Source organism: Actinoplanes oryzae (assembly GCF_030757795.1).
Classification (GTDB): Bacteria; Actinomycetota; Actinomycetes; order Mycobacteriales; family Micromonosporaceae; genus Actinoplanes.
Window position 1 is genome coordinate 19,942 of the sequence record NZ_JAUQWH010000069.1, and the last position, 24,135, is coordinate 44,076.

Sequence of the window (24,135 nt, forward strand, 5' to 3'; positions counted from 1 at the left end):
GCGGAGCTGTCACATGCCGCCGGCGTTGGCGTACGAGTGCAGGCCCGTGAAGAACAGGTTGACGCCGAAGAGGTTCATCAGCATCGTCACGAAGCCGAGCAGGGCGATCCACGTCGCCGTCGTGCGCTTGACGCTCGGGGTGGCCCGGGCGTGCAGGTAGGCGGCGTAGACGACGAAGGAGATGAAGGCCCAGACCTCCTTGGGGTCCCAGCCCCAGTAGCGGCCCCAGGACGCCTCGGCCCACAGGGGACCGGCGATGAGGGCGCCGAAGGTGAAGAGCGGGAAGCCGAAGGCGTGCAGCCGGAAGGTGAGCCGCTCGAGCGAGGCCGCGGCCGGCACCTTGGCGCCCAGCGAGTAGGGGAAGCGGCGCTTGCCCTGGTCGTAGCCGGTGCGGATGAGGAACATCGCCGCCGGAACGCCGCCGATCAGCAGGATGCCGCTGGCCAGGATGATCGAGGAGACGTGGATGATGAACCAGTACGAGTTCAGCGCGGGCACCAGCGGCCCGACCGGCGTGTAGGCGATCAGCCCGTCGGCGCCGAGCAGCACGGTCAGCGCGAGCGTGGCGAAGAGGCCGAGGTGGCGGATGCCGGGCCAGCGGGTCAGCACACCGAGCCACACCGCCGAGCCGACCAGGCCGACCGTGAGGATGTACTCGTACATGTTGCCCCAGGGCATGCGGTCGGCCGCGATGCCGCGGGTGACCGTCGTGCCCAGGTGCAGCACGAACGCCAGCCAGGTGAGCCCGACGGCGATCTTGCCGACCAGCTCGCCGCGGTCCCGCCCCGGCGCCTCGGCGACCGGCTCGTCCCCGGCCGGCTCGGCCTCCGGCTCGTAGGGCGCGATGGGCGCGTCGTCGGCCGGGGCGCCCGCGCCGACGAGCTGCCGGGCGGGACGGGACGCTGCCCGCCCGATGTGGCTGCGGGCCCCGAACGCGTACTCCGCCGCATAGAACACCATGGCCAGCAGGTACGCGAGCACCGTGATGCCCATCAGCTGGTTGGACAACTCCGCCATCAGGGCGTCCCTTCCTCCGGGCCGCGCGCGGCCCCCACCAGTCGTCCGAACTCGTCCGTGAAGCCCGGGTAGTCGGAGCGCGGCAGGCCACCGGCCTCCACCAAACTACCGGACTCCCCGCGCGGCCTGATCCGGAACCACATCCTGCGCCGATGCCCCGACAGCGAGAGCATCAGGCCGAGCAGACCCACGACCGCACCGCCCAGCACGTACGGCTGTGCGGGGTCGTAGCGGACCGCGATCGTCGCGAACTCCCGGGTGCCCACGAACTCGAGCTTCGTCCCGTCGTCCAGGGTCATCGTCTGCCCCGGGGTGAGCCGCTGCGGGCGGTCGCCGCTGATCTTCTTGAGCTGCCCGTTGTCGATCTGCCCCTGGTTGAGCGAGTAGACCGACTGCGGCAGCCCCACCTCGACGCCGAGGTCGCCCCGATAGGCCGTGAGGAACAGCACCGGGTCGTTCTCCGCCGGGAAGATCGAGGTGGCGCCGCCGTCGGGGTCGACCGTGGGCAGGAACACGCCCTCGAAGCCGACCTGCAGCTTCACGTCCCGCTTGTTCGTCTTCGGGTCGATGTTCACGTCCGGGAACTGCGCCACGCCCTCGCTGGTGAACATCCCGTCGCGGGGCAGGAACGGCACCACCTTGGTCTGCGACGCGCCGTAGCGGTCGGTGTAGCGCAGCACCATCGCGTAGCCGTGGCCGAGCGGGTAGATGTTGCCCTGCGACAGGCGCAGCGGGCTGTTGACCGAGAACTCCTCCGGCTCCCACGGGCCGTCCTGCTTCGTCTGCAGCTCCACCTTCGCCGCGAAGGACTTCGCCTGCCCGCTGTCCTGGTAGGTCGCCGCGAAGTCGTTCAGGCGCAGGCAGAAGAACGGCAGGTCGGAGGGCTGGACGCGGGGCCCGAGCGAGGACTCGTCGTACTGCGTGACGCTGTTGCAGAAGGCCTCGTCCCGGCCCTCGACGAGGATCCGGTTGCCGTGCCAGCCGTACCAGTAGCCGAAGCCGACGCCGAGCAGCACGGTGAGCATGGCGGCGTGGAAGAGCAGGTTGCCGGTCTCCTTGAGGAAGCCCTTCTCCGCGGAGACCGTCCAGCTGCCGTCGGCGTGCTCGCGGACCTTCGTGCGGAAGCGCTCGGCGCGCAGGGCCTTGGCCGCGGCCTGTGCCGCCTCGGCGGGAGCGTCGGCGTGCTCCTCGGCCTCCGCGTGCTGCGGCAGGCGGTCCATCCGGCGCGGGGCGTCCGGCGGCACGGTCCGCAGCGCCCGGATGTGGTCCCGCAGCCGCGGCGCCACGCAGCCGACGAGCGACGTGAAGAGCAGCAGGTAGATCGCCGCGAACCAGGCCGACGAGTAGACGTCGAAGGCGCCGAGGCTGTCGAGCTTCGGGGCGAGGTCCGGATGCTCCTGGAAGTACTGGGTGACCCGCTCCGGGCTCACCGGGCGTTGCGGCCACACCGAGCCCGGGATCGCGGCCACCGCCCAGAGGAAGAGCAGGACGAGGGCCGTACGCATGCTGGTCAGCTGGCGCCACGAGTTGCGCAGCAGGGTCAGCAGCCGGTTGGGCCGGCGCGGCGGAGGCGCCACGGCCGGGGCGGGGCGTTCGTCGACGGCCGTCACAGCAGCGTCCCCGAGTCGAAGTTGAAGGTCGTCAGCAGCCAGATGAGGAAGCTGTTCCAGCCGCCGGTGACCAGGGCGATCCCGACCAGGATGAGCAGCGCGCCGCCGATCCGGGTCACCCAGCGGCTGTTGCGCCGGATCGCCTTGAAGACGCCGAGCAGCCGCCGGAAGAAGAGGCCGAACAGCACGAACGGCACCCCGAGCCCCAGGCTGTACGCCAGGGCGAGCACCACCGCGCGGTCGGTCTGCCCGGCGCGCGTGGCCAGGCCCAGCACCGCCCCGAGCGTCGGCCCGACGCACGGCATCCAGGACAGCGCGAAGATCGCCCCGAAGATCGGCGCACCGATGAGCCCGGCGTTCGGCAGCTTGTGGATCCGGACCTCGCGCTGCAGCCCCGGGATGACCCCGAGGAAGGCGAGGCCGAGGACGATGATCAGGACGCCCAGGACGATGTCGAGGGTCTCCTTGTGCGTCAGCAGCACCTTGCCGACGTTCGCGACCAGCGTGGTGGTCAGCGTGAAGACGATCGCGAAGCCCAGCACGAAGAGGCTGGTCCCGGCCAGGATCCGGCCCTTGACCCGGGTGCCGGTCTCGCGCTCCCGGTCGTCCAGGTCGGAGCCGGCCAGCCCGGTCACGTAGGACAGATAGCCGGGCACGAGCGGGAGGATGCACGGCGACAGGAAGCTCACCAGCCCGGCGACCGCGGCCACCAGCACCGCCAGCAGCAGCGGGCCGCTGCCGGCGACGTCGGCGAAGGTGTCTCCCATCAGCCGTTCGCCTCCGCGGCTATCCGCTCGACCAGCGGCTGCAGCTCGGCGATCGTGGTCGACCGGCGGATGGCGGCCGCGATCCGGCCCTCCCGGTCGAGGATCAGCGTGGCCGGCGTGGTGGTCTGCGTGACGTCGAACTTGAGCGCCACGGCGCTGCTCGGGTCGTAGATGCTCGGATAGCTGACCTGGAAGGCCTGCTCGAACCGCTTGGCGGAGTCCCGGTCGTCGCGCACGTTGACGCCGATGAAGGCGACGTTCTTGGCCTTGGTCGCCTGGTACGTGTTCTCCAGGTCGTCCGCCTCGGCCCGGCACGGGTTGCACCACGAGCCCCAGAAGTTGACGACGACGACCTTGCCGCGGTCGTCCGCCACGTCGTAGGTGCCGCCGTCGAGCTGCTCGCCGGTGACCTCCCGGGCCTCCGGGCGCTGCTCCGGCGTGCACTCGACCACGTCGTCCTTGCTCGTGGTGCACTTCGACGCCCAGCTCGAGCTGCCGCAGCCCGCCAGGGCACCGGCCGCGACGGCGGCGGTGAGCACAACAGCGGCGAGCCGGCGCATCGTCAGACTGTGCCGGCTGTTGGCGTGCCCTCCTGGCCCTCGCTGCGCTCGGTGCACTCGGTCACGCCCCCTTGGCTGTCCGGGCGCCGGGCGACATCGCGACCAGGGCCGCCGCGGGCTCCGCGTAGTCGATGCCGACCACCTTCGCCCCCTCGAAGCGGAACGAGGTCAGGCTGGCCAGACCGCACTGCCGCCGCCGCGGATCGTGCCAGAGCCGCTTGCGCTCGACGTAGCGCCGCAGGGTCCAGATCGGCAGCTGGTGCGAGACGCAGACCGCCTCGTGGCCCTCCGCGGCGACCCGGGCCGCCTGGATCGCCTCGAACATCCGCTGCGCGATCTGCAGGTAGGGCTCGCCCCAGCTGGGCGTGATCGGGTCGCGCAGCACCCACCAGTTGCGCGGGTTGCCGAACGCCCCGTCGCCGACGGCCACCTTCTTGCCCTCGAAGAAGTTCGCGGACTCGATGAGCCGGGTGTCCGTCGCCGTCTCGAGCTTGAAGTGCGCGGCGAACGGTTCGGCCGTCTCCTGGGCGCGCTCCAGCGGGCTCGCGACGACGTGGGTGATGTCGCGGTCGGCCAGCCACTCCGAGGCCGCCTTCGCCATCTGCCGGCCGAGCTCGGAGAGGTGGAAGTCGGGCAGCCGGCCGTACAGGATCTTGGCCGGGTTGTGCACCTCGCCGTGCCGCAGCACGTGCACGGTGGTCGTGGTCTGCTCGGTCATGCCTTGTCCCCCGCTGCCGCGGCGGCGCGCGCCGCTGCCGGCAGCGCCGCACCGATGGTTTCCAGCGCCGCGTCGTCCAGGGCGGTCGACACGAACCAGGACTCGAAGGCGCTCGGCGGCAGGTAGACGCCGCGGCGCAGCATCTCGTGGAAGAAGGCCTTGAACGCCGCGCCGTCCTGCGTCTTCGCCGTGTCGTAGTCGACGACGTCGTCCGGCGTGAAGAAGATCGAGAACATGTTGCCCGCGAAGGAGAGCCGGTGCGGGACGCCGGCGTCGGTCAGCGCGTCGGAGGCGAGCGCGGCGACGGTCGCCGACAGCTCGTCGAGCCGCTTGTAGACCGCGTCGTCCGCCAGACGCAGGCTGGCCAGCCCGGCCGCGCACGCCAGCGGATTGCCGGAGAGCGTGCCCGCCTGGTAGACCGGGCCGGCCGGCGCGAGCCGGGACATGATCTCCGCGCGGCCGCCGAACGCCGCCGCGGGCAGCCCGCCGCCCATGACCTTGCCGTAGGTGAACAGGTCGGCGTCGACCGGCTCGAGCCCCGCCCAGCCGCCCGCGGACACCCGGAAGCCGGTCATGACCTCGTCGACGATGAGCAGCGCGCCGTGCCGGTGGGCGATCTCGGCCAGCCGCTGGTTGAAGCCGTCGCGGGGGGCCACCACGCCCATGTTGCCGGCGGCGGCCTCGGTGATGATCGCGGCGATGTCGGCGCCCTGCTCGGCGAAGACGGCCTCGACCGCCGCCGGGTCGTTGTAGGGCAGCACGATCGTCTCGCTCGCCGCCGCGCCGGTCACGCCGGGCGAGTCGGGCAGCCCGAGCGTGGCCACGCCGGAGCCGGCCGCGGCGAGCAGCGCGTCGACGTGCCCGTGATAGCAGCCGGCGAACTTCACGATCTTGGACCGGCCGGTGTAACCCCGGGCCAGCCGGATCGCGGTCATCGTCGCCTCGGTGCCCGAGTTGACCAGCCGCACCTGCTCCACCGGGGTGCGCCGGACGATCTCCTCGGCCAGGTCGACCTCCCCCGCGGTCGGGGTGCCGAAGCTGGTCCCGTGCGCCGCGGCGGACTGGATCGCGGCCACGATCTCCGGGTGGGCGTGGCCGTGGATCAGCGGCCCCCACGAGCAGACCAGGTCGACATAGCGGCGGCCGTCGGCGTCGAAGAGCCACGGCCCGGCGCCGCGCGCCATGAACCGGGGCGTCCCGCCGACCGCACGGAACGCTCGCACGGGTGAATTGACCCCGCCGGGCACGATGGCCTGGGCGCGGTCGAACAGGGCCTGGGAGACCGGGGCCTCGTCCGGGTACGGACTGCCCTCGGCGTGGTATGAGGTGGTCACAGCGACATCCATTCTGTCAGCGCGGGCCTGAGGGCGTCCTGCCAGCCCCGCCCCGGGTTGCGGAAGTCACCTTGGCCTCCGCGCGCAACGGCTGTCCCGATCGCGCCCGACAGGCCGGATCACGCTGCTCGCGATAGGGTGACGGGGTGGAGCGACCGGAGCTGTCCATCACGGTTGATAGTGCTCCCGACGAGGTCGTGTTCCACCTCGCCGGGGAGATTGACGTGCTCACCGTGGCGAAGCTGTCGGCGATGGTCAACGAGACGCTCGCGGACCCGCCGGGCCGCATCGTCCTCGACATGGCCGGCGTCACCTTCTGCGACTCCCAGGGGCTGGGCACCCTGGTCGTCCTGAGCCGCAAGGCCCAGCACGCGCGGGCGGTGCTGTCGCTCGCCAACGTCGGCGACTTCCTGATGCGGGTGCTGGACATCACAGGCCTCCGCAGCGCCCTGATGATCACTGTATAGATGGCCTCGCCTTCGGCTCGGCGGGCACTGCGCCCCTGAGAGCCGATGACTTGGCCACCGAAAACTGGCGAAGGAAGAGCGCTTCGCCAGTTTTCGGTGGCCAAGTCATCGACGGGCGCAGTGCGTCGTGGGCCCGGCCCTGGCGGGCCTGGGTTGAGGGGGCACGTTTGCGACGGTATCTCAGGCGGCGATGGGTAGGGCGGCGACCGTTTCGTGCAGCGCTTGGACCAGGGCGTTTGCGAGGGGGTTGGCGCGGGCGTGGCGGGGGGTGACGATGCCGACGTAGCGGGTTGGGCGCGGCTGTTCCAGGGGCACCATGGCCAGGCCGCCCGGTTCTCCGCTCAGTGCGATCCGGGGGATCATGCTGATGCCCACCCCGGCGCGGACCAGTGACTGGGCGAAGACGTAATCGGTGCCACGGCAGGCGACCCGCGGCTCGAAGCCCGCCGCCGCCGCGTAGTGACCCAGGATGTCGTCGATGATCAGGCAGCCGTGCACCCAGCGCTCGCCGGCCAGGTCGGCGATCGTCAGCGACTCCCGGCCGGCCAGCGGATGCCCGGCCGGCAGCACGATCCACATCGGGTCGTCCAGCAGCGGCGCCCAGGACAGGCTGGCCGGCACCGCCATCCGCGGGGTGTCGAAGTGGTAGACCAGCGCCAGGTCGGCCGCTCCCTCGCGGACCAGCGGCAGGCTGTCCCCGGGCTCGTTCTCCAGCACGGTCAGCTCGACGCCGGGGTGCTCCGCCGTGAAGCGGGTCAGGGCGGCCGGCAACAGCCGCTGCCCGCCACTGGTGAAGGTGGCCACGGTCAGGGTCGGCTGCTGGTCGCCGGCGAGGCGGTCGATGAGGCTCTGCGCGTACGCCAGCTCGCCCGAGATGGCGTCACTCGCCTCCGCCAGCACCCGGCCCGCCTCCGTGAGCTCGACGCCCCGGGTGCTGCGGCGCACCACGGGCGTGCCGACCGTCCGCTCCAGGGCGCTGATCTGCTGGGACACCGCCGACGGCGTGATGCGCAGGATGGCGGCGGCACGGTTGAAGCTGCCGTGGCGGGCGACTTCGCGGAGCACGGCGAGGCGGCGCACGTCGATCATCAGCTGTCCTTAACACGGCATCAGCAAGTAATCACTACCGCTTACCACGGTAACCGGTGAGGCTGGGGGTGTGAATCGACGTGCCTGGCTGCTCTTCCTCCTCGTCTCGGTCCTGTGGGGCATCCCGTACTTCCTGATCAAGATCGCCCTCGAGGACCTGTCCCCGATCGTCGTCGTGGCCGGCCGCATCGCCGTCGGCGCGCTCGTCCTGCTGCCGGTGGCGGCGCTGCGCGGGAGCCTGGCCGCGCTGCGGGGACACGCCCGGCCGGTGCTGGCCCTGTCGGTGGTGCACATCCTGATTCCGTTCACGCTGATCACGTACGGGGAAACGCACATCAGCTCCTCGCTCACCGGCCTGCTGATCGCCATCGAGCCCGCCGTCATCGCCCTCCTCATGGCCCGCGCCGAGCCTCTCACCCGGGGCCGGACGACCGGCCTGCTCCTGGGCTTCGCGGGGGTCGCCGTGCTGGTCGGGCTCGACATCTCCGGCGACCGCTGGGGCCTGCTCGGGGCGGCGATGGTCCTGGTCGCGGCCTTGAGCTACGCGGTGGCCACCATGCTCGTGCAGCGCCGCCTCGCCACCGTCCCGGCCGAGGCCCTGACCGCGGCGACCACCTCGATCAGCGCGGTGGCGCTGGCCCCCTTCGCCCTCTTCGCCCTGCCCACGAGCCCGGTGTCCGGCCGGTCCTGGACGGCGCTCGCCGTGCTCGGCGTCTTCTGCACGGCGGTCGCCCTGCTCGCCTTCTACCAGCTGATCGGGCACGCCGGGGCCACCAAGGCCGGCCTCGTCACCTACCTCAACCCGGTCGTCGCCGTCCTGCTGGGCGTGCTGCTGCTCGACGAGCACTGGGGCGTCAGCACGATCGCCGGCTTCGCCCTCGTCGCGGCGGGCTGCTGGCTCTCCACCCGCCCGGCGACGCCGTCACCAGCGGAAGCTGAGCTGCCGGCCGAGCTCGCGAAAGCCGAGTAACCGGGCGATCCCCCGCGACGGCCCGGCCAAGGAGCCCGGGCCCACACCGCCCGGGTCCGGTCGAGCAGTGTCAGACGCCCCAGCGCGCCTTCTCGAGGGTCTCGAGCGCCTCGGCGGCCGCCGCGGAGCCGCCGGCGCGGAGGGTGCGGGTGGCCTCGTCGACCAGGTCGGTCAGCCGCTGCCACTGGGCGTCGCGCTCGCGGTTGGCCTCGCTCTGCGCCTTGAGCTGCTGGTTCTTGGTCCAGAGCTCGACGAAGACGGAGACCTTGGCGCGCAGCACCCACGGGTCGAAGGGCTTGGTCAGGTAGTCGACCGCGCCCACGGCATAGCCGCGCAGGGCGAGCTGGGCGTCCCGGTCCGCCGCGGTCAGGAACAGGATCGGGACGTGGCGGGTGCGCTCGCGGCGCTTGATGTGCCCGGCCGTCTCGAACCCGTCCATGTTCGGCATCTGCGCGTCCAGCAGGATCACGGCGAAGTCGTCGACCAGCAGCTGCTTGAGCGCCGCCTCCCCGCTCTCGACCGCGACGCACTGCACGGGCAGGCCCTGCAGGATCGCCTCCAGCGCGAGCAGATTGTCGCGGCGATCGTCGACCAGCAGGGCCTTGGCTCGCTCAGCCACGGTCACTCTCCGTCCCGGACGTCCTCGGTGGCGTTCACCCAGCGGGCCATGATCTCGATCAGCTGGTCCAGGTCGACGGGCTTGGTGATGTAGTCGCTCGCCCCCGCCGCCAGCGCCGACTCGCGGTCGCCGGGCATCGCCTTGGCAGTCAGGAACACTACCGGGAGATCCTGGAAGCGCTGATTGCGGCGAATCCCGCGCGTGGTCTCGTAGCCGTCCTGGTCGGGCATCATCGCGTCCATCAGCACGATGTCCACCTCGGGGTGCTCGGCCAGCAGGCGGACGCCCTCCACCCCGTTGTCCGAGTAGAGCACGTTGAGCCCGTGCATCTCCAGGGCGCTGGTCAGGGCGAAGACGTTGCGCACGTCGTCGTCCACGATGAGCACCGTGGCGCCGTCCAGCTGCCGGCTCGCCGGGGTGATCGGGTGCGGCTCGGGCTCCGGCTGCGGCGCCGTGATCAGGGGCATGTCGAGCGAGGCGAGCGGCTGGCGGCGCGGGGTCGCCGGGCTCTGCTCCGGCAGGTGCGGCAGGCTCGGCACCGGGATCGCGTCCGGCACCGGGACGTCCGGCATGTAGAGGGTGAACGTCGAGCCCTCGCCCGGCCGGGACTCCACCACGATCGTGCCGCCGAGCAGCGCCGCGAACTCCCGGCTGATCGACAGCCCCAGGCCGGTGCCGCCGTACTTGCGGCTGGTGGTGCCGTCGGCCTGCTGGAACGCCTCGAAGATGAGGCTGAGCTTCTCGTCGGAGATGCCGATGCCGGTGTCGGTGACCGAGAACGCCACGACCTGGTCGGCCGCGGACAGCGACGGCGTGTCGAAGTCCGTGCCGGCCGGCGCCGGGTAGATGCTCAGCGTCACCGAGCCGTGGTCGGTGAACTTGACCGCGTTGGACAGCAGGTTGCGCAGGATCTGCTGGAGGCGCTGCTCGTCGGTGACGATCGACTCGGGCAGCTCCGGCGCGATCTCGACCCGGAACTCCAGGCCCTTCTCCTGCGCCTGCGGGACGAACGCCTGCTCGACATAGCTGCGCACGCCATCGAAGTCGACCTGGTCGGGCTCGACGTCCATGCGCCCCGCCTCGATCTTGCTGAGGTCGAGGATGTCGTCGATCAGCGACAGCAGGTCGGAGCCGGCGCTGTGGATCGTCCGGGCGAACTCGATCTGCTTGCTGGTGAGGTTGCGGTCGCTGTTGTCGGCGAGCAGCCGGGCCAGGAGCAGCAGGGAGTTCAGCGGGGTGCGCAGCTCGTGGCTCATGTTGGCCAGGAACTCCGTCTTGTACGCCGAGGCCCGGGAGAGCTGCTGCGCCTTCTCCTCGAGGCCGAGCCGGGCGAGCTCGATCTCCCTGTTCTTCGTCTCGATGTTGCCCTTCTGCTCGCTGAGCAGCTGCGCCTTGTCCTCCAGCTCCGCGTTGGTGCGCTGCAGCTCGTTGGACTGGTCCTGCATCTCGCGGGCCAGCCGCTGCGACTGCGTGAGCAGCTCCTCCGTACGCCGGTTGGCCTGGATGGTGTTGAGGGCGATCCCGATCGTGGCGACCAGCCGCTCCAGGAACGTCAGGTGCAGCCCCGAGAACACGGCCACCGAGGCGAACTCGATCACGCCGAGCATCTCGCCCTCGAAGAGCACCGGCAGCACGACGAGGTCGTTCGGCGGCATGGACATCAGGCCCGAGCGCATGGTCAGCACGCCGTCGTGCGTGGCCCGGACACGGATGGTCCGCCGGGAGACCGCGGCCTGCCCGACCAGCCCCTCGCCGGGGCCGAACGTGACCTCGTGGTTGCGGGCGACGTAGCCGTAGGAGGCGGCGAGCCGCAGGCGCATCACCGCTTCCTCGTTGTCCATCAGGAAGAACGCGCCGAGCTGCGCGTCGACCAGCGGGGTCACCTCGGTCATGATCATGCGGCAGACCTCGCCGAGGTCCCGCTGGCCCTGCAGCAGGCCGCCGATGCGGGCCAGGTTGGAGTCGAGCCAGCCCTGCTCGGCGTTGGCCTTCGTGGTCTCGCGCAGCGCCACGATCATCTGGTTGATGTTGTCCTTCAGCTCGGCGACCTCGCCCTGCGCCACGACGGCGACGCTCTGGGTCAGGTCGCCGCGGGCCACCGCCGTGGACACCTCGGCGATCGCGCGCAGCTGGGTGGTCAGCGTGGACGCGAGCTGGTTGACGTTGTCGGTGAGGTCGCGCCAGGTGCCGGCCACGCCCTTGACCTCGGCCTGGCCGCCCAGCTTGCCCTCGATGCCGACCTCGCGGGCCACGCGCGTGACCTCGTCGGCGAACGACGACAGCTGGTCCACCATCGTGTTGACCGTGTCCTTGAGCTCCAGGATCTCGCCCCGGGCGTCGACCGTGATCTTCTGCGACATGTCGCCCTTCGCCACGGCGGTGGTCACCGAGGCGATGTTGCGCACCTGCGCGGTCAGGTTGGACGCCATCGAGTTGACGTTGTCGGTCAGGTCCCGCCACGTGCCGGCCACGCCCTGCACCTGCGCCTGACCGCCCAGCTTGCCCTCCGAGCCCACCTCGCGGGCCACGCGCGTGACCTCGTCGGCGAACGAGGACAGCTGGTCCACCATCGTGTTCACGGTCATCTTCAGCTCGAGGATCTCGCCCTGCGCGTCGACCGTGATCTTCTGCGACAGGTCACCGCGGGCGACGGCCGTCGACACCTGCGCGATGTTGCGCACCTGGGCCGTCAGGTTGGACGCCATCGAGTTGACGTTGTCGGTCAGGTCGCGCCAGGTGCCGGCCACGCCGCGCACCTGCGCCTGGCCGCCGAGCTTGCCCTCGGTGCCCACCTCGCGGGCCACGCGGGTCACCTCGTCGGCGAACGACGACAGCTGGTCCACCATCGTGTTGACCGTGGACTTCAGCTCCAGGATCTCGCCCCGGGCGTCGACCGTGATCTTCTGCGACAGGTCGCCCTTCGCCACGGCGGTCGTGACCGAGGCGATGTTGCGGACCTGGCTGGTCAGGTTGGACGCCATGTAGTTCACGTTGTCGGTGAGGTCGCGCCAGGTGCCCGAGACGCCCTTGACCTCGGCCTGGCCGCCCAGCTTGCCCTCGGAGCCGACCTCGCGGGCCACGCGCGTGACCTCGTCGGCGAACGACGACAGCTGGTCCACCATCGTGTTCATCGTGTTCTTGAGCTGGGCGATCTCGCCGCGGGCGTCGACCGTGATCTTCTGCGACAGGTCGCCCTTGGCCACGGCCGTGGACACCTGGGAGATGTTGCGGACCTGGTCGGTGAGGTTGGCGGCGAGCTGGTTCACATTCTCGGTGAGGTCGCGCCACGTCCCGGAGACGCCACGGACCTGCGCCTGGCCGCCGAGCTTGCCCTCGGTGCCCACCTCGCGGGCCACGCGGGTCACCTCGTCGGCGAACGACGACAGCTGGTCGACCATCGTGTTGACCGTGTCCTTGAGCTCCAGGATCTCGCCCTGGGCCGCCACCGTGATCTTCTGCGACAGGTCGCCCTTGGCCACGGCCGTGGAGACCTGCGCGATGTTGCGGACCTGGCTGGTCAGGTTGGACGCCATGGAGTTCACCGAGTCGGTGAGGTCCTTCCAGGTGCCCGCCACGTTGGGCACCTCGGCCTGGCCGCCCAGCTTGCCCTCGGTGCCCACCTCGCGGGCCACCCGGGTCACCTGCTCGGCGAAGAGCCGCAGCGTGTCGGTCACGCCGTTCATCGTGTCGGCCAGCTCGGCGACCTCGCCGCGGGCCGAAACGGTGATCTTCTGCGAGAGGTCGCCCCGGGAGATCGCCGTCGCCACCTGGGAGATCGACCGCACCTGGTGGGTCAGGTTGGAGGCCATCGTGTTGACGGAGTCGGTGAGGTCCTTCCACGTGCCGGCGACGCCCCGCACGTCGGCCTGGCCGCCCAGCTCGCCCTCGGTGCCCACCTCGCGGGCCACCCGGGTCACCTCGTCGGCGAACGACGACAGCTGATCCACCATCGTGTTCACCGTGCGGCCGATGCGGAGGAATTCACCCCGGAGGGGTCGCCCGTCCATCTCGAGGGCCATGTGCTGCGACAGGTCGCCGTCGGCCACGGCGACGATCACCCGGGAGATCTCGGTGGTCGGCCGGGCCAGGTCGTCGATCAGGCTGTTCACCGAGCGCACGGTGTCCGCCCACGCTCCGTCGAGACCCTCCTCGTCGAGCCGGTCGGTCAGCCGGCCTTCGCGTCCCACGGTGCGGCTGATCCGGCGGACGTCGAGATTCTGCCGCTCCTGCAGCGAGACGACCTCGTTGAACGCGTCGACGAGCTCGCCGAACGTCCCGCCGCGCCGGGCCAGGCGTACCTTGAGATCGCCGCGACGAACCCGTCGCAGCGCGTCGGCCACCTCGCCGAGCAGGGCCGTCTCGTCGGTCATGCCGACGCCGACCTCCTTGGCCGCAGTCATGCTTTCCTCACTCAGGTCCGACGGGTCGGGGCGTCCCATCATCCCTCGCCCGGCCGGGTCATTGCGAGATCCGGCCGCGTCCTGTGGACAACTGCTCCGCGCCCGGACAGGCTCGCCCGGCCGGGGCATTGCGGAACATGGCTTTGTGCAGATGGGCGCCGACAGGAGAGGATGCAAGCGTGCCGGTGGAGGTGGGTCCCACGACGAACGCCCATGTGCGGCGGGTGCGCCTGCCCAACGATCGGCGCACGCCCGCCGCGGCGCGCGCGCTGGTGCGCTCGGTGCTGGAGGAGGCGGGCCTCGAGCCGCTGGTCAACGAGGCGCTGCTGCTGACCACCGAGCTGTCCACCAACGCCGTCGTGCACGCCGGCACGGAGCTGGACATCGAGGTCGCCGCGGACGAGACCGGGCTCACCGTCACGGTCACCGACTTCGCGCCCGGCCCGGTCGAGGAGCTGGCCGTCGGCCCCCGCAACGAGAAATCGGACATCGGCGAGGTCGCCGAGCGCGGGCGCGGCCTGCTGCTGGTCGACCACTTCGCGAGCCGGTGGGGCACCGTCCACGAGGGCACCGGCAAGGGAGTCTGGTTCCGGCTCGAGCACCGCTCGGCGACGCCGGTCTCCGCCGCGCTGCCAGTCACCGAGGGCGAGCCGACACCCAGCGTGGGCGAGCTGACCGCGCTGCTCGAGGTCGACCCGTCGCGCACCACCGACGAGGGCCTCGCCGACTTCGCCACCGAGCTGCTCGTGCGGCTCGCCCGGCTCTCCGGGGCCAGCGGGGCGGTGGTGCGGCTCGACCGCGGCGACGGCTCCGGCCGCATGGTGCTGGCCCGGCACGGGCGGGCCCCGCGCGACGACGCGGCCACCATCAAGGTGCCGCTCGCGGTGCACCGGCCGTACGCGGGGGAGCTCGAGCTCGACGCCTCGCCGGACGGATACGCGCTGCCCCTCGCCATTATCGTCGCCGAGCGGCTCTCGCTGCACCTGGAAAACGACCGCCTGCGCCGCGCCGACCTGCGCCGCCAGACCTGGCTGACCTTCCTCGCCGAGGCGAGCGAGCTCCTCGCGCAGAGCCTCGACGTCAACCTCACGATGGCGCTGATCCCGCAGCTCGTGGTGCCGCGCCTGGGCCAGTGGTGCGCGGTGCACACCACGGACGCCTGGGGGCGGCTGCAGCTCGCGGCGGCGACCCACGCGGACGAGGCGGCCATCTCCCAGCTGCACGGCACGCTGTCCGAGACCGGCCCCGACTCGATCCTGTCCCGGCTCGAGGAGGCGTCCCGGCTCGGCCAGCAGGTCATGTTCGGCACCCCGTCCGAGGGCTTCGCGGTGCCGCTCGTGGCCCGGGGCCAGCGCCTCGGCACGCTCGCGGTCGGCCGCCACCCCAGGCACCGGCACGACGCCGACGAGGTCGCGGTGCTGGAGGACGTGGCCCGGCGCGCGGCGCTGGCGATCGACAACGCGCGCATCCACGACGAGCGGCGCAAGGTCGCCCGCACGCTGCAGGCCTCGCTCCTGCCCCCGGCCCTCCCGCACGTGGACGGCGTGGGCTTCGCCGCGGAATATGTCCCGACCGGCTCCGAGGTCGGCGGCGACTTCTACGACGTCGTCCCGGCCGAGGAGGGCTGGGTGGTGGTCGTCGGCGACGTCTCGGGCAAGGGCGTCCAGGCGGCGACCGTGACGGGCCTGGTCCGCGACGTGATCCGCATCCTGGTCGACGACGGCAAGCCGATGACCGAGATCCTCTGCCGGGTCAACCGCACGCTCGTCCAGCGCGGCGGCGGGCGCTACTGCACGCTGGCCATGGCCTCGGTCACCCGCGACGGCGACGACCTGCGGGTCTGCCTGCACCTGGCCGGGCACGACCGGGCCGTCCTGGTCCGCGCGGACGGCCGCACGTCCTTCGTCGGCGAGGGCGGCACGGCGCTGGGCCTGCTGGAGACCATCGCCTCCCCCGACGCCGCGGTGACGCTGCGGGCGGGCGACTCGCTGATCTTCTACACCGACGGCGTCACCGAGCGGCGGCGCGGGCGGGAGCTCTTCGGCACCGCCCGGCTCAAGCAGGCCGCGGAGCCGCTGGCCGGCTATCCGGCGGACGTGATGGCGGCCCGGCTGCGCTCGACCACGATCAACTTCTCGGTCGAGGAGCCGCGGGACGACATCGCGATCCTGGTGCTGCGCAACGACGGCTGAGTTTTGTCGCACCCCTCTGGGAGGGTGGTGGCATGGCTCCGGTGACGCAGTACTACACGGCGACCAGCATCGACGGGTACATCGCGGATGCGGACAATTCGCTCGACTGGCTCTTCGAGGCGGACGGCGACGGCGAGCGCTCCGGGGAGAACCCGTTCGGCGCCTTCTTCGCGCAGGTCGGGGCGTTCGCGATGGGCGCGACGACCTACGAGTGGGTGCTCGGGCACGAGAAGCTGCTCGACGACCCGGGTAAGTGGCAGACCTACTACGGCGACACCCCGAGCTGGGTCTTCACCCACCGAGAGCTGCCCCGCATCCCCGGCGCGGCGATCACGTTCGTGCGGGGCGACGTGCGGCCGGTGCACGAGGCGATGACGGCCGCGGCCGGCGGGAAGAATCTGTGGGTGGTCGGCGGCGGCGAGCTGGCCGGCGCCTTCGCCGACGCGGGACTGCTCGACGAGCTGATCCTCGGCGTCGCCCCGGTGACGCTCGGGGCGGGCGCGCCGCTGCTTCCCCGGCGGCTGACGTCGGCCCGGTTGCGGCTGAGCAGCATGCAGCAGGTCGGACAATTCGCTTATCTGCGATATGCGGTGTCCTGACCTCTGGCATGGTGTTTGTCGTGGCGATGACTCAGTACTACACGGCGACCAGCATCGACGGATTCACGGCCGATGCGGACGAATCGCTCGACTGGCTCTTCGAGGTCGAGGAGGGCATCGACAACCCGTTCGGCGCCTTCTTCTCCAACGTCGGCGCGTTCGCGATGGGCGCCGCCACGTACGAGTGGGTCCTGCGCAACGACAACGTGCTGGACGAGCCGGAGAACTGGCACGAGATGTACGGCGACGTGCCGTGCTGGGTCTTCACCCACCGCGACCTGCCCCTGGTGCCGGACGCCAACATCTTCATGGTCAGCGGCGACGTCCGCCGCGTCCACGAGGCCATGATGGTCGCCGCCCAGGGCCGCAACGTGTGGCTCGCCGGCGGCGGTGACCTGGTCGCCGAGTTCACCGACGCGGGCCTGCTCGACGAGATCGTGCTGGCCGTCGCCCCGGTCATGCTCGGCGCCGGCAAGCCGCTGCTGCCGCGCCGGCTCTCCGGGGAGCAGCTCGCCCTCACCAACGTGGCGCAGATCGGCCAGTTCGCCTACCTGTCCTACGCGGTCGGCAACATGGCCAAGCTGGGCCGCCACCTGGCCGCCGACGTCCTGAGCCACGCCGTCATCCCGCTGGCCCCCTCCACCACCAGCTGACGGCCCGGCGTCACCTCGGCCGGGCGCGGGCTCGCCGGCCGGGCGGCCTCTTCGCGGGCCGGACGCGGACGTCCGAAGAGGCAGCCCGGCGGGTCAGCGCGCCACCCTTCGCCGGCACGGGAGCCGTCCGCCGACGCAGAGCAGCGTCCGCTCGGGGCAGGCGCCGCGCCGGGAAGAGCACCGCGAGCGCACGGATGAGCTGGCGCAGGGCCCAGGTAGCTGTGCCATTACTGGGCGAAGCCCTCAGAAGAGGTCCTCCACGCGGGCCATGTCGATCTGGGAGCTGACCGCCGGCGGCGCATAGAGGGCGACGCAACGCCCGTCGCGCGCCAGCAGCACGCCACGCACGGCGTCGAGGACGCCCTCCACCCGGCGCGGGGTCATCGTGCCCGGCAGCATGGCGTGCAGGACGCCGCGGACCACGCCGCCGCGGACCGGGACGGGGATGCCGGTGGCGTCGCTCAGGGCATAGACGGCGGCCTGGAGCGCCTCGAGGGGGGCCGTCACGCGCAGGGCGACGTCGCCCTCGTGGAACGGATAGCGCCCCCACCACGGCGGGGCCGTCGGCGACACCGCGGCGCCGTCACCCAGCGCCTTCGCCACCTGCTCGGCGCGCTGCGTGGCGGCCGCGGCGTCGCCCTCGACCAGCACGGCGAGGGTGCCGGGCGGGCGGGAGACCGGGGTGGGCAGGTCGAGCTCGATCGCGCTGGGCCGCACGCCGAGCGCCTGCACCTCGCCGACCAGGGCCGGCACGTCGCGGGCGGCCGGGACCGGGACGGTCACCCAGCGCCGGGCCTCCGGGAGCGGATGCAGGCGCACGGTGGCCGAGAGCAGGACGCCGTCGATCTCGGCGATGCCCGGGCGGCCCTCCTCGCCGTCGGACTCGGCCTGGTCGCCGTCGCGTGTCACATAGCTGACGGCGAGGATCTGGGCGGCCGGCGTGCCGAACCGGTAGCGCAACGGGCCGGACTCGTTGCGGGCGAGCATGCCGCCGAGGGTGGCGGTCGGCGACGGCGGGTCCACGGCGAGACGCTGCCCCCGCAGGGCGAGCGCGGCCCGGACCGCCTTGAGCGGGGTGCCGGCGCCGATCTCCGCGGTGCCGGCGGCCACGTCGTGGTGCCAGATGCCGTCGAGGCGGCCGGTGTCGAGCAGCAGGTCGACGCCGCGCGGGGGCACACCCCAGTCCAGCTTGGAGCCCGAGCCGCGGGGGAAGACGGCCAGGCCACGCTCGGCGGCGAGGCCCATCACCCGGACGACGGCACGCGTGGTGGCCGGCGCCGCGACGAAGCTGGCCAGCCGGCCCGCCACGTGGTCGGTGGCCCGCGCGGGCCGGGCGAAATCGGGACCGCAGATGTCGATCAGCGCACGGAGCAACGGCTCACGCGCCGGCAAGCCAGGCCGCGTCGAGTCCATTCACCCTCCCGCCCCTCCACCCGAGATCGTCCACTCTGGCATATCGTACACATGTTCGAATCGACCGGGGAGACCCGTCCGGCGGACGGCACGCCACGACTCCTGACCGCCCGGTAACGTGGGGCAACGTGACGACCGACATGCCCACGACCCCGCCCGCGGTCCGCCAGGTTCCCGCCGACCGCACCTTCCACGGCGACACCGTCACGGACGAGTTCTCCTGGCTCGCCCAGAAGGAGAATCCGGAGACCATCGCCTATCTCGAGGCGGAGAACGCGTACACCGAGCAGGCCACCGCCCACCTCGAGCAGCTGCGCACGACGATCTTCGAGGAGATCAAGGGGCGCACGCAGGAGACCGACCTCTCCGTCCCGCAGCGCAAGGGCGGCTTCTGGTATTACACCCGCACGGTCGAGGGCAAGCAGTACGGCATCCAGTGCCGGGTCGCGGCCGGGCCGGACGACGTGGACCCGCCGGCGACCGGCGACGGCGCCCCGCTGCCCGGCGAGGAGGTGCTGCTCGACGGCAACGAGCTGGCCGAGGGCAAGGAGTTCTTCGCGCTGGGGACGTTCGACCTGACGGCGGACGGGACGCGGCTGGCGTACTCGGTGGACTTCGCCGGCGACGAGCGCTTCACCCTGAAGATCAAGGACCTGACCAGCGGCGAGACGCTCGCCGACGAGGTGACCGACACGTTCTACGGCAGCGCGTGGTCGGCGGACGGCTCGGAGTTGTTCTACATCACGGTGGACGAGGCCTGGCGGCCGTACCGTGTCTGGCGCCACACCGTCGGCAGGCCGGCGGCGGACGACGTGCTGGTCTATGAGGAGAGCGACGAGCGCTTCTGGGTGGGCGTCGAGCTCACCCGCAGCGAGAAGTTCATCGTGATCGACGCCAACAGCAAGATCACTTCCGAGGTACGCGTCATCGCGGCGGACAATCCCACGGCGGAGCCCGCGGTGATCCGGGAGCGCGTCCAGGGCGTCGAATACTCGATCGAGCACCACGGACACCGCTTCCTCGTCCTGCACAACGAGAACGCCGAGGACTTCGCGCTCGCCTACACGTCGGCCGACAACCCCGGCGACTGGGTGGAGCTGATCCCGCACACCCCGGGCACCCGCCTCGAGGGCGTCGACGCCTTCCAGCGCCACCTCGTCATCTCGCTGCGCCGCGACGGCCTGACCGGGCTGCGCGTGATCGCCGACGGCAGCACCGACAGCTACGACCTCGAGTTCCCCGAGCCGATCTACAGCGTGGGGCTGGCCGGCAACCCGGAGTACGACACCAACCTGGTGCGGATCGCGTACACGTCGCTGGTGACGCCCGACTCGGTCTACGACGTCGACCTCATCACCAACGCGATGGTGCTCCGCAAGCAGAAGCCGGTGCTGGGCGGCTACGACCCGGGCGACTACGAGCAGTTCCGCGAGTGGGGCATCGGCGACGACGGGACCCGCGTGCCGATCTCGATCGTCGCGCGCAAGGGCACGCCGCGCGACGGCAAGGCACCCCTGCTCCTGTACGGCTACGGCTCGTACGAGCACAGCGTCGACCCGTACTTCTCGATCGCCCGCCTGTCGCTCCTGGACCGCGGCATGGTCTTCGCCATCGCGCACGTCCGGGGCGGCGGCGAGATGGGCCGCCGGTGGTACGAGAGCGGCAAGATGCTCACGAAGAAGAACACGTTCACCGACTTCGTGGCGTGCGCCCGCAGCCTGGTCAGCAAGAAGTGGACCAGCGCCGACAAGATCGTGGCGCGCGGCGGCTCGGCCGGCGGCCTGCTCATGGGCGCGGTCGCCAACATCGCCCCGGACGCGTTCGCCGGCATCGTGGCGCAGGTGCCCTTCGTGGACCCGCTCACCTCGATCCTCGACCCGTCGCTGCCGCTGACGGTGACGGAGTGGGAGGAGTGGGGCAATCCGCTGGAGAGCGCGGACGTGTACTCGTACATGAAGTCCTACAGCCCGTACGAGAACGTCGCCAAGCTGAACTACCCCGCCATCCTCGCCGTGACCAGCCTGAACGACACGCGCGTGCTCTACCACGAGCCGGCCAAGTGGATCGCCCGGCTGCGCGCCACGGCGCCCGACGGGTCCTACCTGCTCAAGACCGAGATGGGCGCCGGGCACGGCGGCCCGAGCGGGCGCTACGACTCGTGGAAGGAAGAGGCGTTCGTGATCGCCTGGACCCTCGACCGGGTCGGCCTGGCCTGACTGCCCGTGGCCCGGCCCCCGTGGCCGGGCCACGGCATCACCCCGCGCGCAGCTCGTCGAGGTCGGTGCTCGAGCGCAGCACGAGCAGCCCTGTCCCGGCGGCGACCAGCATCATGAGCAGAGTCCCGCCGCCGAGCAGGCTCAGTGCCCCCAGCGGAACGTCGACGTCACCCTCCGCCAGGCTTCCGCCCTTGTTGAAGAACTCCGAGGCGGCGAAGCCGGTGACCATCGCCACCAGCAACGCGGGCACGAGCGGCGCGAGCACCTGCCACAGCACCGCCTCGGCGAGCGTCTTCGCCGGTACGCCCACCGCGGTCAGCGTGGCATACGCCCGCCGCCGCGCCACGATTCCCTCGGCCAGCGCGATCAGCGTGCCCACCGCGGAGATCACCACTCCGATGGCCACCGCGATCAGGAACAGGTCGACCCCGCCGGTGTAGAACCCCTCGTCGGCGGCCGGACCGCCCTCGAGCGGCGACCGCGCGTCGAACATGGCCACGAACCCCGCCCGCACTCCCAGCGCGGCCGCGCCGACGACGACCGATGCGAGCAGCGCCGCGAAGGTCCGGCTCCCACTCCACGGATCGGCGATCAGCCGCTTGCCGGCCAGCAGCATCGCCGGTCGCCCGCCGAAGCGCCGCAGCATTTGCCCGGTCGCGTACGTGATCCAGCCGGCCCCGAGCACCACGCCGATCACGCACAGCAGGGCCCCGATGACCAGCAGAGCGACGAAGGGCTTGCCGCCGATGGTGAGGCCCACCCAGCCGGGCATCTGGAAGAAGAGGAGCCCGGCGCCGATCACGATGCCCGGCCACGGGAGCGGGCCACGCGAGCGGGTCCGCCGGGTGACGCCGAGCGGACTGATCACGACCCGGCGCAGCAGGAACGCCCCCGCCAGCCCGGCGACGGCCGGCACCACGAGCAGCAGGCCGATCATGGTCAGCGCCGGCGGCAGCACGTCCGTGGGCAGCGCCAGGAGCCCCGCGGCGTTTCGCCGTTCGAGCAGCATCCGCAACAGCAGGTAGACGCCCAGCCCGGCGACCGAGCCCAGCACCGCCGCGGACACCGTCTCCGCGCTCGCGATGAGCACGGCCTGCCGCGGCGTGGCCCCGGCGAGCCTGATGGCGGCCAGCCGCCGATCCCGGGCCGGGGCGCCGAGCCGGATGCACTGGCCCGCCAGCACCAGCACGAGCAGCGACAACACGACGAAGACCGCGGCCACCCCGGGACGCAGGCCCGCCTCATGCAGGTACGGACTGGAGTAGCGCTGGGCTCCCGACGTGCGCAGATAGGTGCCGTCCGGCGCCACGTAGGCCTCGCCGCCGCGGATCGTGAGCACCGTGGCCGCCGCGAACATCGCCAGCGCGGCGAGGGCGGAGCTGGCGGCGGTCAGCGTCGTACGCAGATGGTCGGTCCTGGTGCCCGCCAGCGCGAGCCGGACCAGGATGCCGGGCCTCACGCGGACATCCGCAGGCCGAGGCCGCTCGCGTCCACCACACCGTCGCGCAGGGCAACTTCCCGATCCGCGTACGCGGCGATCTGGCTGTCGTGCGTGACCAGGACGACCGCCATCCCCCGCTCCCGTGCCACTCCGACGATCTCGGTGAGCACCCGTTCCCTGGCGAGCACGTCGAGCGCTCCGGTCGGCTCGTCGGCGAAGAGCACCTGCGGCTCACTCACCATGGCCCGGGCGACGGCGACGCGCTGCTGCTGACCGCCCGACAGCGTGCCGGGCAGCTTGTCCGCGAGATCGGCGACACCGAACCGCCCCAGCCAGCTCTCCGCCGTGGCCCGGGCCTGCTTGCGCGGGGCGCCACCGAGCAGCAGCGGCAGGGCGACGTTCTCCCCGGCGGTCAGCTCCGGCACGAGCTGGCCGAACTGGAAGAGCACTCCGAAGTCCGTACGCCGCAGCCGCGACCGCGCCGCCTCCGACCACAGCGCGATGTCCTGGTCCCGGTAGCGCACCTCCCCCGCGTCGACCCGCAGGATCCCGGCGAGGCAGTGCAGCAGCGTCGACTTGCCGCAGCCGCTCGGCCCTGTGACGGCGACGACCTCGCCCGCCGCGATCTCGATGTCGACGCCGCGCAGGGCGGGGGTGGGCCCGTACGCGTGGTGCAGCGCGGTGCCACTGATCAGGGCGGTCATTGGTGCACCTCTCGGTTGAGCTCGGCGACGCGCTGCAGGGTGGTCTGCATCCACCGCAGGTCCGCGTCGAGATGGGTGATGGCGTAGTCCGCGGCGATGACGTCACCCACGGTCGCCTGTGCATCGGTCTTGACGGCGGTCAGCTCCCGCAGCCGCGCGGCGTGGGCGGCCCGCTGGGCGATCAGATAGCCGGAGGCCGCCTCCACCCCCGCCGCGAGCAGCCCGACCACGACCTTGGCGAAGAGTGTGCTGGTCACATAGGGCGCCGGCGGCTCGACGGAAGCGAGCCACTCGCCGAGCCGCGCGCGGCCGGTGTCGGTGAGCGCGTAGGACGTCCGGTCGGGCCCGCCCTCCCGGTCCTGCCCGCTCTGCTCGACCAGCCCGTCGCGCTCGAGCCGGCCCAGGGTGGCGTAGACCTGCCCGAACGCCAGCGGCTTGGCCTGCGGCAGCCGGTCGTCGTGCGCCCGCTTGAGGTCATAACCGTGCCGCGGGCCGTGCGCGAGCAGCCCGAGCAGCACGTGGGAGGTGGACATGCCCCTACTATTCACTGAGTGAATAGCGACCGTCAAGCACGCCAGCCGGCCAGCACCTTCTCGATGTCCGCGCGGATCCGCTCCCGCGCCAGGTCACGGGGCACGCCGGCCATCAACATCTCGTCGTACGCGGTGTCCTCGTGCCGCACCGAGGCAACCACCGCGCGCGTCACCGCGTCCGGATCGAGCGCCCGCCCGGCGGCACTACGCCCCACCCGGCCACTGCCCCGCACCCCGGTGTGCCTGCTGATCGCCTCCGCCCGCTCCGGCGGACACCCGGGGAACAGCCGCCCGATGAGCCCGGCCAGCTCCTCCTGGAAGGCCACATCCGCGACCTCCCGCCGCTCCCGGTCCCGCTCCCGGCGCCGCGCCCGGGCATCCTCGTCCGACAGGCACTCCCGCTCGGCCTGCTCGATCGCGGCCTGCTCGACCAGCAGCCCCTGCCGCTCGTTCCGCCGGCGCGACCGGTTGAACCGCACGACCACCGCGGACAGCCGGCTGGCCTTCTTCGCCCGGCGGGTCAGCGCCGCGTCCCCCGCGGGCAGAAACACCAGATGATCGAAGTCCGCGCAGGTGAGGCAGAGCCGCTCGCCCGCCTCCATCATCAGCATGTCCGCGTCCGTACGCCCACAGCCGGCGCAGGTGAACTCCCGATCCGCCAGCAGCACCACCAGATCCGGGGCCTTGTTCTGCCGCGCGGTCAACCGATCCCGCTGCTGCTCCGACAGCTCCGCGAGCATCCAATGCGTGCGATAGGCCAGCTCGTGCGCCGGGTCGCCGGCCTTCGTGAAACGCAGTGGGCGACGGTCACGCGTGGCGGCCGGATACTCGAC

General features: G+C 71.8%; 20 protein-coding genes. 6 read left to right on the forward strand and 14 right to left on the reverse strand.

The features are described from left to right. Window positions 1-9: 9 nt before the first annotated feature. From ccsB to hemL, 6 genes are read right to left on the reverse strand one after another with little or no spacing between them, the layout of a single operon-like run. Window positions 10-1,017, reverse strand: coding sequence for a c-type cytochrome biogenesis protein CcsB (gene ccsB, locus RBH18_RS22370; protein WP_306210864.1), 1,008 nt, complete (start codon window positions 1,015-1,017; stop codon window positions 10-12). Continuing rightward, window positions 1,017-2,627, reverse strand: a complete 1,611-nt coding sequence (gene resB, locus RBH18_RS22375) for a cytochrome c biogenesis protein ResB (RefSeq protein WP_306210866.1) — start codon at window positions 2,625-2,627, stop codon at window positions 1,017-1,019. The genes ccsB and resB overlap by 1 nt, the downstream gene beginning before the upstream one ends. After that, a complete protein-coding gene (locus RBH18_RS22380; RefSeq protein ID WP_306210868.1) occupies window positions 2,624-3,394 on the reverse strand; it encodes a cytochrome c biogenesis CcdA family protein in 771 nt (256 codons plus the stop codon). The genes resB and RBH18_RS22380 overlap by 4 nt, the downstream gene beginning before the upstream one ends. After that, the gene (locus RBH18_RS22385) at window positions 3,394-3,960 is read right to left on the reverse strand and encodes a TlpA family protein disulfide reductase (protein ID WP_372338964.1); all 567 of its coding nucleotides are present in this window, start codon (window positions 3,958-3,960) and stop codon (window positions 3,394-3,396) included. Before RBH18_RS22385 ends, RBH18_RS22380 begins: the two co-directional genes overlap by 1 nt. 55 nt (window positions 3,961-4,015) lie before the next feature. Next, window positions 4,016-4,672 (reverse strand): histidine phosphatase family protein, encoded by a 657-nt coding sequence (locus tag RBH18_RS22390; RefSeq protein WP_306210872.1) that lies wholly within the window; start codon window positions 4,670-4,672, stop codon window positions 4,016-4,018. Next, window positions 4,669-6,018: a glutamate-1-semialdehyde 2,1-aminomutase gene (gene hemL, locus RBH18_RS22395; RefSeq protein WP_306210874.1), complete on the reverse strand. Its 1,350-nt coding sequence runs from the start codon at window positions 6,016-6,018 to the stop codon at window positions 4,669-4,671. Before hemL ends, RBH18_RS22390 begins: the two co-directional genes overlap by 4 nt. Before the next feature lie 134 nt (window positions 6,019-6,152). On the opposite strand from hemL, the gene RBH18_RS22400 reads away from it, so the two are divergent. Beyond that, a complete protein-coding gene (locus RBH18_RS22400; RefSeq protein WP_306210876.1) occupies window positions 6,153-6,473 on the forward strand; it encodes an STAS domain-containing protein in 321 nt (106 codons plus the stop codon). 180 nt (window positions 6,474-6,653) lie between these two features. Here the strand turns inward: RBH18_RS22400 and RBH18_RS22405 are convergent, their stop codons facing one another. Continuing rightward, window positions 6,654-7,562: a LysR family transcriptional regulator gene (locus tag RBH18_RS22405; RefSeq protein WP_306210878.1), complete on the reverse strand. Its 909-nt coding sequence runs from the start codon at window positions 7,560-7,562 to the stop codon at window positions 6,654-6,656. 70 nt (window positions 7,563-7,632) lie between these two features. On the opposite strand from RBH18_RS22405, the gene RBH18_RS22410 reads away from it, so the two are divergent. Continuing rightward, on the forward strand, window positions 7,633-8,532 hold the full coding sequence (locus tag RBH18_RS22410; protein WP_306210880.1) for a DMT family transporter: 900 nt from the start codon (window positions 7,633-7,635) through the stop codon (window positions 8,530-8,532). Window positions 8,533-8,602: 70 nt separating this feature from the next. Here the strand turns inward: RBH18_RS22410 and RBH18_RS22415 are convergent, their stop codons facing one another. Together RBH18_RS22415 and RBH18_RS22420 are read right to left on the reverse strand one after the other, a co-directional pair. Then, entirely contained in the window at window positions 8,603-9,151 is a 549-nt protein-coding gene (locus tag RBH18_RS22415; protein WP_306210882.1) for a response regulator, read from the reverse strand. A 2-nt stretch (window positions 9,152-9,153) separates the two neighbouring features. Further along, window positions 9,154-13,551 (reverse strand): hybrid sensor histidine kinase/response regulator, encoded by a 4,398-nt coding sequence (locus RBH18_RS22420; RefSeq protein WP_306210884.1) that lies wholly within the window; start codon window positions 13,549-13,551, stop codon window positions 9,154-9,156. A 179-nt stretch (window positions 13,552-13,730) separates the two neighbouring features. On the opposite strand from RBH18_RS22420, the gene RBH18_RS22425 reads away from it, so the two are divergent. The 3 genes from RBH18_RS22425 to RBH18_RS22435 are packed head-to-tail and all read left to right on the forward strand — an operon-like array spanning window position 13,731 to window position 16,995. Further along, window positions 13,731-15,743 (forward strand): SpoIIE family protein phosphatase, encoded by a 2,013-nt coding sequence (locus tag RBH18_RS22425; protein ID WP_306210887.1) that lies wholly within the window; start codon window positions 13,731-13,733, stop codon window positions 15,741-15,743. 32 nt (window positions 15,744-15,775) lie between these two features. Next, complete coding sequence (locus tag RBH18_RS22430; RefSeq protein WP_306210889.1) at window positions 15,776-16,342, forward strand: dihydrofolate reductase family protein; 567 nt, start codon at window positions 15,776-15,778, stop codon at window positions 16,340-16,342. A gap of 8 nt (window positions 16,343-16,350) precedes the next feature. Beyond that, entirely contained in the window at window positions 16,351-16,995 is a 645-nt protein-coding gene (locus RBH18_RS22435) for a dihydrofolate reductase family protein (protein ID WP_372338963.1), read from the forward strand. A gap of 243 nt (window positions 16,996-17,238) precedes the next feature. Here RBH18_RS22435 and RBH18_RS22440 read toward each other — a convergent pair whose 3' ends face one another. Continuing rightward, window positions 17,239-18,369 (reverse strand): FAD-binding oxidoreductase, encoded by a 1,131-nt coding sequence (locus RBH18_RS22440; protein WP_306210893.1) that lies wholly within the window; start codon window positions 18,367-18,369, stop codon window positions 17,239-17,241. A gap of 167 nt (window positions 18,370-18,536) precedes the next feature. Here RBH18_RS22440 and RBH18_RS22445 point away from each other — a divergent pair, with 167 nt between their 5' ends. Then, on the forward strand, window positions 18,537-20,624 hold the full coding sequence (locus RBH18_RS22445; protein WP_306210894.1) for a S9 family peptidase: 2,088 nt from the start codon (window positions 18,537-18,539) through the stop codon (window positions 20,622-20,624). Window positions 20,625-20,661: 37 nt separating this feature from the next. Here RBH18_RS22445 and RBH18_RS22450 read toward each other — a convergent pair whose 3' ends face one another. From RBH18_RS22450 to RBH18_RS22465, 4 genes are all read right to left on the reverse strand, one after another. Next, complete coding sequence (locus RBH18_RS22450; protein WP_306210896.1) at window positions 20,662-22,083, reverse strand: FtsX-like permease family protein; 1,422 nt, start codon at window positions 22,081-22,083, stop codon at window positions 20,662-20,664. Beyond that, window positions 22,080-22,769 (reverse strand): ABC transporter ATP-binding protein, encoded by a 690-nt coding sequence (locus tag RBH18_RS22455; RefSeq protein WP_306210898.1) that lies wholly within the window; start codon window positions 22,767-22,769, stop codon window positions 22,080-22,082. Before RBH18_RS22455 ends, RBH18_RS22450 begins: the two co-directional genes overlap by 4 nt. After that, window positions 22,766-23,302, reverse strand: coding sequence for a PadR family transcriptional regulator (locus tag RBH18_RS22460; protein WP_306210900.1), 537 nt, complete (start codon window positions 23,300-23,302; stop codon window positions 22,766-22,768). The genes RBH18_RS22455 and RBH18_RS22460 overlap by 4 nt, the downstream gene beginning before the upstream one ends. Window positions 23,303-23,334: 32 nt before the next feature. Next, window positions 23,335-24,135 (reverse strand): DUF2293 domain-containing protein (locus RBH18_RS22465; RefSeq protein ID WP_306210902.1); only part of this gene is annotated, 801 nt, incomplete at its 5' end.

Coding starts and splice junctions, on each gene's coding strand:
- ccsB (WP_306210864.1), bottom strand. CDS start 1,017: ATGGCGGAGTTGTCCAACCAGCTGATGGGCATCACGGTGCTCGCGTAC.
- RBH18_RS22380 (WP_306210868.1), bottom strand. CDS start 3,394: ATGGGAGACACCTTCGCCGACGTCGCCGGCAGCGGCCCGCTGCTGCTG.
- RBH18_RS22390 (WP_306210872.1), bottom strand. CDS start 4,672: ATGACCGAGCAGACCACGACCACCGTGCACGTGCTGCGGCACGGCGAG.
- hemL (WP_306210874.1), bottom strand. CDS start 6,018: ATGGATGTCGCTGTGACCACCTCATACCACGCCGAGGGCAGTCCGTAC.
- RBH18_RS22405 (WP_306210878.1), bottom strand. CDS start 7,562: ATGATCGACGTGCGCCGCCTCGCCGTGCTCCGCGAAGTCGCCCGCCAC.
- RBH18_RS22420 (WP_306210884.1), bottom strand. CDS start 13,551: ATGACTGCGGCCAAGGAGGTCGGCGTCGGCATGACCGACGAGACGGCC.
- RBH18_RS22430 (WP_306210889.1), top strand. CDS start 15,776: ATGGCTCCGGTGACGCAGTACTACACGGCGACCAGCATCGACGGGTAC.
- RBH18_RS22435 (WP_372338963.1), top strand. CDS start 16,351: ATGGTGTTTGTCGTGGCGATGACTCAGTACTACACGGCGACCAGCATC.
- RBH18_RS22455 (WP_306210898.1), bottom strand. CDS start 22,769: ATGACCGCCCTGATCAGTGGCACCGCGCTGCACCACGCGTACGGGCCC.
- RBH18_RS22460 (WP_306210900.1), bottom strand. CDS start 23,302: ATGTCCACCTCCCACGTGCTGCTCGGGCTGCTCGCGCACGGCCCGCGG.